This is a genomic window from Pontibacter akesuensis (genome assembly GCF_001611675.1).
Taxonomy (GTDB): domain Bacteria; phylum Bacteroidota; class Bacteroidia; order Cytophagales; family Hymenobacteraceae; genus Pontibacter; species Pontibacter akesuensis.
Genome location: NZ_CP014766.1, coordinates 242,641 through 255,083, shown reverse-complemented (window position 1 = coordinate 255,083; position 12,443 = coordinate 242,641). Strand labels below are relative to the sequence as shown.

Sequence of the window (12,443 nt, the reverse complement as noted above, 5' to 3'; positions counted from 1 at the left end):
AAATGTATCGAAATTTAGTTTAATTTGTCGATACAAATACAGATTTTCTGCCACAGCTTAGGCACCATCAGATAAGGGTTGGGCTGTATGCCCGCTGTTTTTCAGGCAACCTGGAGATCAAAATGCGCGGCCAGCACATGGAAAAACGCCTCCGGGTTGTGGAGCCACTGGAAATGACTGCTGCGCGGAATGATGGCAACTGTGGCCGTGGGATACCTTTCCCGGACATACCGTGGGCTGTCCCCGTAGATATCATCGTCGCCGTATGTGATCGTGATTTTGTATCCCGGATGTGGCTGCCTGGGAAGTATGGGGTAGCGCAGAATTTCCTTTACGGTACTGTTGATCGCAGTGGCACTCAGTAACTCCACGTATACCGGAACTGTGTTGCTGACCTCGTAGCCCTTGTTGCAGTTGCGCGCAAACTGAGTTTGAAATTCTTTATAGGCTTCATCATTGCCCAGCAGGCCGAGTGCGGCATCTTTCCCCAGTGACAGGATTTCCGGCAGGCTGCTTTTCTTCCTGTTGAAGTCTGCTATCTCCAACACTGTTTCAGCCCATTGCTTGCCTGTGCCGGAGGCGGGGCTGCACAAGAAGGCGCTCAACAGCCTGTTTGGGCTTTGTGCCGCGTATATTTGCGCATAGAGGCCGCCCCAGGAGTGTCCGAACAGATGAAACTGCTGCAGGCTGAAATGGGCGGCAATGCTGTCTATGTCTGCTACATACTCCTTCATGGAATAGCTGTCAGCGGGGCAGGGGGACTTGCGTGTACCACGCTGGTGGAAGTAGATCACCTGATAATGCGGGGCCAGGAAATCGATCACCGGCCCCAGGTCTTCTGGAGCGGCCGGCCCGCCATGCAACAGGATGACCGTTTCCTTCCCGGGGTTTGGGAAAAGAAGCGTGTACAAAGTTGTGCCTCGGTTTGTTACCAGTATTTCCATGCTATACCTGTACGCCATTTATACCTGGCTGTAAGAATAGCCTGAGAAATTTTTAGAAAAACCACTCATACTTCCGCACTTGCTCCTTACTTTTCGGCAACAAGGCTGTGGTCTGAGATCTCTGGTGAGGAAATGATTTGGAGAAATAGCTGTTGGAGAATTAACCGCTGGGGTTGCAGGCACTTTGAAGAGCAGACAGAAGGAGGGCCATCCTCAGCACCCAACCAGGTGACCCTCCTTTGTCTTGCATTCTTCAAGCAAAAAGAAAGTAATGCCTTCCTTCTGCTAAATTGCATAAACATAGATACGGGGAATAGCTTGCGGTAACTAACACTATGGGCAATAATCCGTACTTGCACCGCGCAAATACCATAAAGCCGCACTTGCTACAGGTGGGCTGCAGGCAATCGCATCTAATACCGGGCGGAGTGGGTAAATACCTAGTGGCAGCCAATTACCCGGTTGTTGCGCCTGTTAGTATAACTCATAGCCTCAGCTTGCCGTTTCTTTCTTTACAAGCTAAAGAAAGAACGCATGGATCTTAAAAACAAAAAAGTATTGATTACGGGTGGCAGCGCTGGTATAGGTAAGGCTCTCATCAAAGAACTGGCAGCACGGGGCGTGCAGGACATTGCCGTGGTAGGACGAAGAAGAGAGCCATTGGAGGCACTGCAGTCTGAATTTGATAACGTTAATTTCCTGCCCATACAAGGAAACGTTGCCTCAGTGGAGGACCTGGATAGGGTGGTTTCTGAAGTGACGGAAACCTGGGGGGAGTTGGATATCCTGATCAACAATGCCGGTGTGGTAAGTGCCGGCCTGTTACATGAGGTAAGCGACGAAGATGTTATAAATCAGATAAACATTAACGTTACAGGCCTGATCCTGCTTACCAAAAAGGCACTTCCGCTGCTTCAAAAGAGCGAAGCAGGCGCCATCATGAATGTTTCTTCGGGGTACGGCTACATTGCCATGCCGTTTTACAGTGTGTATGCCGCGACTAAGGCGGCCGTAGGACAGTTTTCTGATGCCATGCGCCGGGAATTACACCAGTACCCGCTGCACGTGATGACCGTTTACCCATCGGCAACGGACACAGACATGATGAAAACAGCCGTTGTAGGCGACATGGATTCGGCTGATGATGTAGCCCGGGCTGCAGTGGAGGGCTTGCTGAACAAGGAGATAAATGTTATTCTAGGTGGAAAGCAGCGGGAAGAGCAGATCAAAACTAACTTCCTGGAGCCACAGAAAATAGACGAGTTTGCTGTAGCCAACTTTGCAGCACTGCGGGAGCGGACACTGAAGCACCGTTCGATGTAGCGTGTTTCTTTAATAACTGAAGTATAAATAGCAACATATAAAGCGCTATGCTGCATCCTGAAGAACGGTTAAAGAACCTCGGAATAGAACTTCCTGCCCCTGTTGATCCTATTGGCAGCTACATCACGCATGTGCAGGTGGGAAACCTGCTGTACCTGTCCGGGCACAGCTTCTGCGGGAAACCAACCCCCATTGACGTGGGCAAAGTGGGAGAGGGCCTTACTGTAGAGCAGGGCTACGAAGCAGCCCGCAACGCCGGGATTTGTGTGCTGGCAACCATCAAGCGGGCACTGGGTGATTTAAGCCGTGTAAAGCGGTTTGTACGGGTGCTGGGAATGGTGAATGCGGCACCTGAATTTGCGGATCATCCCAAAGTGATCAACGGGTTTTCAGATCTTATACTTGCGGTTTTTGAGGAGAAAGGGAAGCATGTGCGCTCAGCTGTCGGAATGGGCTCTTTGCCGGGTGGCATTGCCGTAGAAATAGAGGTGACCCTGGAGGTGGAAGTATAGGCAGCAAACATGCACACCAACAGAACGCAGTAGTCAATCAAAGCCCTCATTGCCACCTGTGCTTGTGCCGCCCGCCCGCTATCAAAATTCTCAACAGTATTTACCTGAACCTTATGTACAGCAAAGAAACCAACTGCGTCCACAACCGGCAACAGCACCAGGGAGTCAATACACCAGTTTATACCTCCACCGCAAACCGGTACCGGGGCTATGACGAAATTCTATACCCCCGAAACTACAACACTGAAAACCAGCTTGCCATAGTGGACAAGCTTTGCAAACTGGAGCAGGGGGAGGCGGGCATGATCTTTAGCTCTGGAACGGCGGCCATTGCCACGGCGCTCTTCTCCTTTCTCAAAGCCGGGGATCATGTCCTGTTCTCGCAGGACATCTACGGCGGCACCATGAAGCTGGTGGTAGAGGAATTCCCCAAGTATAACATTGCTTTCGATTTTGTGCCCCATGCTGCTATGGGTAACATTGAGCAGATGGTGAAGGAGAACACAAAGCTCATCTACACGGAAACGCCTTCGAATCCGCTGCTTGCCATCGTTGATCTGGAGGCAATCGGCGCTATAGCCCGAAGGAAGGGGCTGCTGACTGTGGTGGATAACACGTTTGCTACCCCTATCAATCAAAACCCAATCCCGCTGGGCATCGACATGGTGGTGCACAGCGGCACGAAGTACCTGGGTGGGCACCACGATCTGTGTTTTGGAGCTGTCATCACCTCACATAAACTAAAAGACGTTATTTACCAAAGCGCCCTCAACTATGGGGGCAGCCTGAATGGCCTGGACTGTTACCTGATTGAGCGCAGTCTAAAGACACTCGCACTTAGGGTGGAGAAGCAGAACGCCAGCGCCATGAAATTGGCCGAGGTGTTACAGGTACACGAACAGGTGCAAAAAGTGTACTATCCTGGCCTCCGGCAGCACCCCAACCATGCTGTTGCTGCCAGGCAAATGAAAGGTGGATTCGGGGGGATGCTTTCGTTCGAACTAAAGAACCCGATGCAGACCGAGCAGTTTCTGGACAAGCTGGAACTGATTGTGCCTGCTTTAAGCCTGGGTGGGGTGGACAGTACCATCTGCCAGCCCGCCACCTCGTCCCATGCCAGCCTGACCGAACAGGAACGGCTGGAGCAGGGAATAACCAATGGCATGCTGCGCCTATCTGTTGGAATAGAACATGTGGACGACCTGGCGCGGGATCTGACAGCTGCACTTGAATAACCCTTAAATCAGAGACTCCTTAAGAACTGTAAAAGCTCTGCACCCATGCCCACAAAGAAAGCCCCCCGAATACAGGTTCAGGGGGCTTTCGAAGTATAAAAAACACTAAATTAATTTTATGGTAGCGGTTGGAGCGCCTTTGTTCTGTCTATGAAAACAAAGGCATTGTAGCGATCGGGTAATACCGAAGGCACATAATTTCCGCTTTCTGCATTCGGGTTATACACTACCCCAATGGCACGGTGGCCGATGCGCCGCTGGAAAAAAGAGTTCTGCCCGAGCGCATCCAGGAAAATCAGCTTGTTTGGTGGTTCCTGGTTGTGCAGTATCCACTCCCAGGAATTCCGCTTTGCCTGGGGCACCTTCATTACCTGCACCGGGCTTCCCCAACTCGGTGCAGCAAGCACGGTTCCGGTATATGTACCGAAGCCAACAATACATACGTTCTCAGGCCCATACTGCTCCCGCACGAGTTGCCCCACATTCACTGTTCCTTCTTCCACCATGGTGGTCGCGCGTGCATCGCCTACGTGCGTGTTATGTTCCCACACAATAATTTTCGCGTCCGGATCATGGTGCGCCAAAAGCCTTTCGATGGTACCTGTCATGTGCCTGTCCCGGATGTTCCAGGAGGCCGCGTCGCTACGGACGGCGGTACGGTAGTAGTTTTCGGCATTCACGACTACCATGGTGTTTTGCAGGGCGTTAAAGGCTGCCTCCTGCTTAGCTCCTTCAGCAGCCACACGTTGCTGCACGTCTTCCAGCAGTTTAGCCAGTTCGTCTGCGCAGTTGTCGGATGAGGTAAGGGTGGCGCGGGCGTAGGCTATCTCGTCCTGGCTGTAAGGGGAAAAACAGTTTAGCACTTGCCGGGCACTTTCGGCAGCGGCAGGATCCGTTTGTTGCAGGTACGCCTGCACTGCCTCCAGCGATTCCCACATCCCGTACACATCCAACCCGTAAAAGCCAACCTGCGCGTTGGCTGCTTTGCCCTGGTTATAAGCGCGCAGCCATTCCGCCAGCTCAGCGATTTCCTTGTTCGCCCACATCCAGGTTGGCCAACGGTCAAACTCCTTCAAAGCTGCCTCAGCCGAAGTATAGTTGCTGTTTCCTCTGATGTAATTGTTGAGCGGGTAAGTATCCATCCAGTCTCCCTCCACGGCTATGATTTTGAAGCCTTTCTCTTCCACCAGTCTTCTGCTTATCCGTGCTCGCCAGGTGTAAAACTCCGATGTTCCATGCGACGCTTCTCCAAGCAAAACAAGTCGGGCATCTCCTATCTCATGCAGCAGTACATCCAGGTCCGCATCTGATTCCAAAGCATGCATCGCTTCAGCGGGGATGGCTGCTACATCCTCTACATCTTTGTCACTTTCGCCTACTGAGCAGGAGAAAAATACGAGTGTGAACAATAACGGGAATAGGTGTATCTTTTTCATAAGCAGTCTCTCTTTCTCTACAATATCCGTCTGTTAAAGACATCTAATTACGCGCTAGCAAAAGCGGTAAAATAATTTTATACTTATAGGACTATAGAGGGTTGAATAAATAAGATTATATACTTGGTAAATAAGTATTTATAGCTTAATCCGGGATGGGATACTTAGGATTAAAAAAAGGAAGAGATAGTAAAATAGCAGGCGGCAAAGTATAACTTGCCTGATTACATACGGGATTAACTTCACCACCAGCAGGATTAAAGGCTGTGCAGGCGCAGCGGCACCAGGCGTTTTACCGCCAGAGGGTTATATGTGAAAGCATTGTGAAGCCATTGTGATCCGGCAAAGGCACGCTGTGGTAAGGTGCTATACCCATTTTTGCTGCTGTTATTACATCTTCCAGCCTTTTTTCATGCCTGGTTTCCTGGAACCGGAGGATTTGTTTGAGCAGCCAGCACAGGCCGTACTCGTCACATCTTTTGCCCTGTTCATCACATTTTGTTGAAGCCAAGCCCGAAGCTGCGCACCTTTCCCATACTTAAGGCGCCTGTCACACCACTATCTGGATAGAGCAAGAAAGAACCACAAAATAAAACTATGAAATTACTCTTCAAGAACATCTCAAAACCTATCCCAATGGTGTGCAGGCCTTAAAGAAAGCTTCCCTGACTATCCCGGCAGGCATGTATGGCCTGCCGGGATCTAACGGCGCCGGCAAGTGCTGGCACCAACCCCTACCGCAGGTGAATTGAATGGATACGGGAGCACAAGGTAACTGCGGTTGCCACTGACTTGAAATAAGCTCCTACCACCGGATTTTAGTGCTTCGAGAGAAGGCTTCCTGCTCGTATTTGTCTTTGGTCGTACAGCTTAATTAAGCGATATCAGGGGCGACCCAGTTATTTTTACACTATCGTAGCAAATTAAAGCAGCGCGGAAGCGATGACGCGAATTTTTCATGCGCGTCATCGCCTCTGCGCTGCTTTTTTTACGTTTACATCAGTAAGTACTGCTAAGTAAGTACTGAGCCTGTAGAGCAAAGTAGTATGGTGGTGCACGTTCCGCTGAATGATCGTGCTGATATATATTGGCTGTTGCACGGATGATATGAATGTCGGATAGCGAGTGGTACCCTCAGTATAAACGGCTATGGAAAGAATGCTTTATGTTCTGATTTCTCTGATTTGTATAAGCTCCTGTACACAGGCGCAGAGCACGAAGGAGGCCGAAGCAAGGTTAGTTGGCGGTTCTTGTGAGGGCTGTGAGGCCGTTTTTGAATTTGGCGATAAAAAGCTAAGCGCAGTTGATACGCTGCCGGGCTTTAACACGCCCGGAGCAAAGCTCAAGGTGACAGGAACTATCTATATGCCAGACGGTAAAACGCCAGCAAAAGACGTTGTTCTGTACATTTACCACACCGACCAGAGCGGAGTATACCCCACCACAGGGGCTGAAACAGGATGGGCAAAACGGCATGGCTACATCCGGGGCTGGATTAAAACCGGCAGCGATGGCACGTATACTTTTTACACCTTGATGCCGGGCACCTACCCCGACAGGTCCTCACCAGCCCACATACACCCTACCATTCTGGAGCCAAACGGCAAGTACTATTGGCTGGAAAGTTACCACTTTAAGGGAGACCCTTTGCTAACTCAAACTGAAATCAAGCCAGCATCACCCAGAGGTGGAAGTACAGGTTTGCTAACCCTGCGCAAAGAAGGCGATTTGTTAGTGGGTAATCGCGATTTTGTGTTAGGGAAAAATGTGCCGGATTACAAGTAGCAATCCCATTTTACAGGCAATACTGGTGACACTCATACTTTAAAATGTCGTTTCGTCACATCCTTCCCGCCTTCCGTCACATAAAGTTTTAGCTGTTCTGAATGCTACGTAACATTGCTTATAGTTAACAACAGCATTACTACAACTAAAACTCTTGTCACTATGAAGGCTATACCATACCACCAGAAAAACGACGTTACAATAAGACGGGGCTTGTTGCTGGCACTCGGGCTTTTGGTCGCCGTCTTTTATGCACCAGAGAGCAACATGTCCAGTAAATGTACAGAAACCGCTCCTTCCTGTGTGGCTTCCAAAGCAATAGCTACCTTGGGCTTACAGACCACAGAACCTCCTGTTAGGACAGGCTTAGAATCAAATGCACCTCAAACAGAACCGCTGATTCATCTCCGTAATACTAACGCCACTCTGGCGGTGGCATGCACCTCCTGGGGAGAGCGTTTGGCAGCATTCAAAACAGAGGAGCAATTTGACTACAATAAAACAATCGACTACCTCTTTGGTCTGATTATTAAAGGATTTACGGGAGTTTCCTGGGCAGCGTATGAGACCACAGACTTGGTGCAGCCTCTGGTGCTGCAGCCCCTTCCTGCCGGTCATGCACTGCACGCGAAGCAGCTTGCACTTGCACTCCCGCACCAAGTCAAATCAACACCTGTACCTGGGCAGGTAGCAATTTCTGTGGGAAACAGCCGGGGCGAGTATATCATGCTTCCCGGAGGGGAGTAGGGGCGGCCGCAGCTATGAACAAAGCGGCCCTTCCGCTAACGCTGTAGCAGTTTAACCTTGCTTTCCTTCCGCTGCCCCTGGTCGTTAGCACGTTTGGCAAGCACAGCGGATTCTATCACATATTACCGGCCTTTCATCACTTTTTTTACCTTTCCTCCGTGCTTTAACCTAACATTGTTATATGAATGATATGTCCTTAAAAAGTTTTGTAGCAAAGCCTTTCCAAATAAACAAAGTAGAACTTTGGGCAGCTACCACCATCTATGCCTTCGCCGTGTTTTTCCTGGCCACAGACAGAGCATCAAACAAGTATCTGTTTGATGAGGCAAGGATTCCGTTTAACTATTACGAAGACTATTTCTTTCCGCAACTGGTGCGCTACACGCTGCTGTACCTGGCATTTCTGCTGCTCAACTTTAAAGTGGCTCCCAAGCTCATCCGCAAAGAAGCCCTGGCTCAGAGTATATTTCTGATAGTGGTAACTTTTTTGGTGATAGGCACAGTGTTTGGCATACTCGACACCTACTCCAAGAACTACCTCTTTAACCAGTACAACAACGAGCAGGAAACCTACGACATCATCTTTCAGGGCAGCTTCCATTTTGCGTTCTGGCTGCTGCTGATCTTCGGTTTTTACACGGCCTTCAAGTATGCCGGCACCTACCTGCTGAACAATTCCGAGGCTATCCAATCCAAGTACAGGATTATTACCAGGGATGCCGTAGTTGCCTTCGTGCTGTGGATGGTAAGTATGTTTCTGTTCATTCTGGGGGATGCTGATGGCGTGTTGCTTTTGGGGTGGGGAATAGTTATTCCCAGCGCCATTGTAGTATACTTCTATTCTTTCCAGGTGCTCATTCCGCGGGTATTAGGCAAGAAAAGACCTTATACCTCTTATGTTCTGAAGGTTTTGCTGCTGCTTATACTTGCCACCGTGCCTGTCGCGATTTTGGTGGTGCTCCTGATTCAGGACGAGGAAACGGCTTTGGGAATAAGCATGTTCAACACGGCCTTTCAACTGTTCATGACCGTACCGCTATCGTGGGTGCTGTTTAAGCGGCACCTGAAGGGAAACGAGGAAGTGTATGTGCTGAAGAAGGAACTGGGGCGCTCCAATGCAAACTTTGACTTCCTTCGGTCGCAGATCAACCCGCACTTTTTGTTTAACACCCTGAACACCCTCTACGGCACCGCGCTACAGGAAAACAGCGACCGTACGGCACAGGGCATACAGATGCTGGGCGATATGATGCGTTTTATGCTGCACGAGAACCACCAGCACAAGATACTGCTGTCGCGCGAGATCGAGTACATGCACAACTACATTGCACTGCAGTCGCTGCGCACCTCTACCTCACCGGACATAAGCATTCAGGCAAAGCTGGAGGATGTGGTGACGGACAAATTTATTGCGCCCATGTTGCTTATCCCTTTTGTGGAGAACGCCTTCAAGCACGGCATCAGTTTAAAGCACAAGTCCTGGATACGGGTAACGCTGCACTGTGAGGATAACAAACTCTACTTTGACGTGTACAACAGCATTCAGCCAAAGCAGGACCTGGACCCGGAGAAAAACAAATCAGGTGTGGGCCTGGAGAACGTGAAGCAGCGCCTGGCGCTGCTTTATCCCGGCAAGCACGAGTTGGTGATACGCGAAACGCTGGAAGAGTACTTCGTGCACCTGACCCTGCAGTTGTAATTAAGCGCAACTGGTGGTAAATTGAGTGGATATCAGCAGCAAGTATACATGAAGGCAATAGCGATAGACGATGAACCGATGGCCCTGGAGGTGGTGCGTTCCCATGCCACCAAGGTGCCCTTCCTGGAGCTGAAAGCGAGTTTCACTGATGCCTTCAAGACGCTGGAATACCTGCAGCAGGAGTCTGTTGATTTACTTTTCCTGGACATAAAGATGCCGGATATTACCGGGCTTGAGTTTGTGGCCAGCCTGCAGAAAAAGCCAATGGTAATTTTCACCACGGCTTATTCCGAGCATGCCGTCACTAGTTTTGAGCTGGACGCCGTGGATTACCTGCTAAAGCCTTTCTCGCTTCCCCGTTTTATAAAAGCCTGCAACAAGGCGCAGGAGCTGCTGCAGCTTAGGTCTGGGGCCGTGCCTCCCAAAGATTATATTTTCCTGAAAACTGGGTACGAGCAGGTAAAGGTGCAGTTTGATGAAATCCTGTATATGGAGGCGGCCGGCAACTATGTTACGTTTGTGCTGGAAGGAAAAAAGCTGCTGACACGCATGACCATGGGGGAATTGCTGGAGCAGCTGCCAGCTGAGCGTTTTACCCGCGTGCACCGCTCCTATGTAGTGGCAAAAGATAGGATTGATAAAATTGAACGGCACCAGGTTGGAATAAAGGGGCATGATGTGCCGGTGGGAGCATCTTATATGCAGCAGTTGCAGCTTTGAATTCTTTTAAGCCTACCATTTTGGAAAGACCTTGTACGCCGATTATTTAAACCAGACGCTCGCAGGACCTGCGGACGCTGCGAGGTCTTACCGTTGTTGCTAAGTTTTGCAATTGCGCCTGTAATGCGTTTGGTCAAAGACCTCGCGGTGTCTTTAGACCCGCGAGCGTCTGTGCCACATACGTGAAATTTACCGCACGTCAAACTTTTCATATAGCCGCCAGTTATACTTTAATTTTCCCGTAGATAGTGAAAACGAAAGTATAAATCGGAGATTTGATCCGCCCTGGCAGCCTATGAGAAGTATAAAGTTACTCGCCGTTCTGAATGCGGTATTTTTCCTGGTGCACCTGGTACTGTCGCAGTTAACGCAGCTGGAGCTGCTCAATTCGCAGACGATTGGCAAAGTGTCGGACAAATACCCAACGCTTTTTACACCGGCGGGTATCACCTTTTCCATCTGGGGCCTTATCTATTTAGCGCTGGCAGCTTTTTGCGTGTACCACTTGGTAAAAGCCTACAAGGCTGATGCCGCGCATGAAGCAAACGAGGACCTGCGCCGGACCGGGTACCTGTTTATGCTGAACAACCTGGCTACCGGCGCCTGGACCATTGCTTGGGTATATGAGTGGCTGCTGGTTTCGGTGGTGCTCATGTTGCTTCAACTGTTCACGCTGCTGGCCATTCAGCTACGGTTAAACATATACGACCCTGCCCGCACTTCCGCCTCCAGATGGTTCACACAGTTTCCGCTTAGCATTTACTTTGGCTGGATCTGCATCGCCACCATTGCCAATATTAGCGCTTGCCTGGTTGGCTTCGGTTGGGATAGTTTCGGCCTGGCGCCGGGCTCATGGGCTATGCTTCTGATTGCCGTAGCCACCTTGTTGACTGTTTTCGTGGTGCTAAGCCGACGCAACCCCTTTGTGGGGCTTGTTACGGTTTGGGCTTTCTACGGAATTGTGCTGAAGCACCAGGAACTGGCGTTTTCCTCCAGTGGCGCCATCAGCACCGCAGCCTGGATTGGTCTGGTTGTGGTGGCGCTCACAGTCATATTTCAGGTTTACAGCAATGCAAAAAAACAGAAGAAGGAAAATACTTACAGCAGCCAAACAGGAGGCGATACGCAGTAACCTACGGCTTTCCTTACTGCTGAGCAGTACCGTTGCCTGTACGTATGGCGCAACCGCATACTTTAAAAGACTTGCTAACGTTTATTGCGCCAGATAACCACCGTCCACGGCATAGTAGGCACCCGTCACAAAAGACGCCTTCTCTGAACTAAGCCACACCACCAGTTCTGATACTTCCTCCGAAGCACCCAATCGGCCGATGGGGTGGAGGCGCGCGAGCATCTCGAAGGTTTCCTCAGTCATTCCTGCCGCTGTCAGAAGCGGAGTTTTGATGAAAGCGGGACCAACGGCATTTACGCGTATGCCTTTAACACTGTATTCCAACGCTGCGTTTTTGGTAAGTCCCACTACACCATGTTTCGCCGCCACATAGGCAGCTGAATTGGCAAAACCCACCTGGCCAAGTATAGAGGAGTTGTTCACGATAGCACCGCCGCCGTGCTGCAGCATCTCTTGTATCTGGTACTTCATGCAGTAGAACACGCTGCTTAGGTTCACGGCAATCACTTTGTTCCAGTTTCCGATGCTCATGTCGCCCACGGCATTGGCTTCGCCGCCAATACCGGCATTGTTGAAGGCAATGTCGAGTCTGCCATACGTTGCCACCGTTCGGACGGCAAGGTGCTCACAGTCTTCAGGTAGGGACACATCTGCTTTAACGAAAAAGGCATCTCCGCCCAGCTGCTTTATCTCAGCTACCACCTCCGCACCGGCGGCTTCATTTATGTCCGAAACTACCACCTTTGCGCCTTCGCGCGCATACTGTAAGGCGGTGGCTTTGCCTATGCCCGAGGAGGCGCCGGTTACCAGTGCCACTTTTCCTGCAAACTGCTGCTGTGCTGTTTCTTCCATCGTTCTCAAGTATAATTTATTGATTTTTTGACTATAGCAAAGAAAAGCAGGAGCCGGC

11 protein-coding genes are annotated in these 12,443 nt (G+C 50.3%); 8 read left to right on the top strand and 3 right to left on the bottom strand.

The genetic code is table 11. From position 1 onward, the window contains the following. Positions 1 to 101 precede the first annotated feature (101 nt). Entirely contained in the window at positions 102 to 911 is an 810-nt protein-coding gene (locus A0W33_RS01060; protein ID WP_216637169.1) for an alpha/beta fold hydrolase, read from the bottom strand. 567 nt (positions 912 to 1,478) lie between these two features. On the opposite strand from A0W33_RS01060, the gene A0W33_RS01055 reads away from it, so the two are divergent. The 3 genes from A0W33_RS01055 to A0W33_RS01045 all read left to right on the top strand — a co-directional run bounded on the left by A0W33_RS01055 (position 1,479) and on the right by A0W33_RS01045 (position 4,014). Beyond that, positions 1,479 to 2,267 carry an SDR family NAD(P)-dependent oxidoreductase gene (locus A0W33_RS01055; protein ID WP_068836443.1) on the top strand — a complete coding sequence of 263 codons (789 nt, stop codon included), beginning with the start codon at positions 1,479 to 1,481 and terminating at the stop codon, positions 2,265 to 2,267. 47 nt (positions 2,268 to 2,314) lie between these two features. Further along, the gene (locus A0W33_RS01050; RefSeq protein ID WP_068836442.1) at positions 2,315 to 2,779 is read left to right on the top strand and encodes a RidA family protein; all 465 of its coding nucleotides are present in this window, start codon (positions 2,315 to 2,317) and stop codon (positions 2,777 to 2,779) included. Positions 2,780 to 2,892: 113 nt separating this feature from the next. After that, positions 2,893 to 4,014 (top strand): trans-sulfuration enzyme family protein, encoded by a 1,122-nt coding sequence (locus A0W33_RS01045; protein WP_068836441.1) that lies wholly within the window; start codon positions 2,893 to 2,895, stop codon positions 4,012 to 4,014. 116 nt (positions 4,015 to 4,130) lie between these two features. On the opposite strand, the gene A0W33_RS01040 is transcribed toward A0W33_RS01045, so the two are convergent. Further along, on the bottom strand, positions 4,131 to 5,450 hold the full coding sequence (locus tag A0W33_RS01040; protein WP_082815091.1) for an erythromycin esterase family protein: 1,320 nt from the start codon (positions 5,448 to 5,450) through the stop codon (positions 4,131 to 4,133). Positions 5,451 to 6,599: 1,149 nt separating this feature from the next. Between A0W33_RS01040 and A0W33_RS01035 the strand changes: the two genes are divergently transcribed. The 5 genes from A0W33_RS01035 (at position 6,600) to A0W33_RS01015 (ending at position 11,533) form a co-directional block, all read left to right on the top strand. Continuing rightward, on the top strand, positions 6,600 to 7,235 hold the full coding sequence (locus tag A0W33_RS01035) for a dioxygenase family protein (protein ID WP_068836440.1): 636 nt from the start codon (positions 6,600 to 6,602) through the stop codon (positions 7,233 to 7,235). A gap of 162 nt (positions 7,236 to 7,397) precedes the next feature. Then, a complete protein-coding gene (locus A0W33_RS01030; RefSeq protein WP_074937161.1) occupies positions 7,398 to 7,982 on the top strand; it encodes a hypothetical protein in 585 nt (194 codons plus the stop codon). 190 nt (positions 7,983 to 8,172) lie between these two features. Then, entirely contained in the window at positions 8,173 to 9,681 is a 1,509-nt protein-coding gene (locus tag A0W33_RS01025) for a sensor histidine kinase (protein ID WP_229802010.1), read from the top strand. Between the two features lie 48 nt (positions 9,682 to 9,729). Then, positions 9,730 to 10,401, top strand: a complete 672-nt coding sequence (locus tag A0W33_RS01020; protein WP_068836437.1) for a LytR/AlgR family response regulator transcription factor — start codon at positions 9,730 to 9,732, stop codon at positions 10,399 to 10,401. Between the two features lie 295 nt (positions 10,402 to 10,696). Beyond that, positions 10,697 to 11,533 (top strand): hypothetical protein, encoded by an 837-nt coding sequence (locus tag A0W33_RS01015; RefSeq protein WP_068836436.1) that lies wholly within the window; start codon positions 10,697 to 10,699, stop codon positions 11,531 to 11,533. A gap of 81 nt (positions 11,534 to 11,614) precedes the next feature. Here the strand turns inward: A0W33_RS01015 and A0W33_RS01010 are convergent, their stop codons facing one another. Continuing rightward, a complete protein-coding gene (locus tag A0W33_RS01010) occupies positions 11,615 to 12,385 on the bottom strand; it encodes a glucose 1-dehydrogenase (RefSeq protein ID WP_068836435.1) in 771 nt (256 codons plus the stop codon). Between the last annotated feature and the right edge of the window lie 58 nt (positions 12,386 to 12,443).

Coding starts and splice junctions, on each gene's coding strand:
- A0W33_RS01055 (WP_068836443.1), top strand. CDS start 1,479: ATGGATCTTAAAAACAAAAAAGTATTGATTACGGGTGGCAGCGCTGGT.
- A0W33_RS01050 (WP_068836442.1), top strand. CDS start 2,315: ATGCTGCATCCTGAAGAACGGTTAAAGAACCTCGGAATAGAACTTCCT.
- A0W33_RS01045 (WP_068836441.1), top strand. CDS start 2,893: ATGTACAGCAAAGAAACCAACTGCGTCCACAACCGGCAACAGCACCAG.
- A0W33_RS01040 (WP_082815091.1), bottom strand. CDS start 5,450: ATGAAAAAGATACACCTATTCCCGTTATTGTTCACACTCGTATTTTTC.
- A0W33_RS01035 (WP_068836440.1), top strand. CDS start 6,600: ATGGAAAGAATGCTTTATGTTCTGATTTCTCTGATTTGTATAAGCTCC.
- A0W33_RS01030 (WP_074937161.1), top strand. CDS start 7,398: ATGAAGGCTATACCATACCACCAGAAAAACGACGTTACAATAAGACGG.
- A0W33_RS01025 (WP_229802010.1), top strand. CDS start 8,173: ATGTCCTTAAAAAGTTTTGTAGCAAAGCCTTTCCAAATAAACAAAGTA.
- A0W33_RS01020 (WP_068836437.1), top strand. CDS start 9,730: ATGAAGGCAATAGCGATAGACGATGAACCGATGGCCCTGGAGGTGGTG.
- A0W33_RS01015 (WP_068836436.1), top strand. CDS start 10,697: ATGAGAAGTATAAAGTTACTCGCCGTTCTGAATGCGGTATTTTTCCTG.
- A0W33_RS01010 (WP_068836435.1), bottom strand. CDS start 12,385: ATGGAAGAAACAGCACAGCAGCAGTTTGCAGGAAAAGTGGCACTGGTA.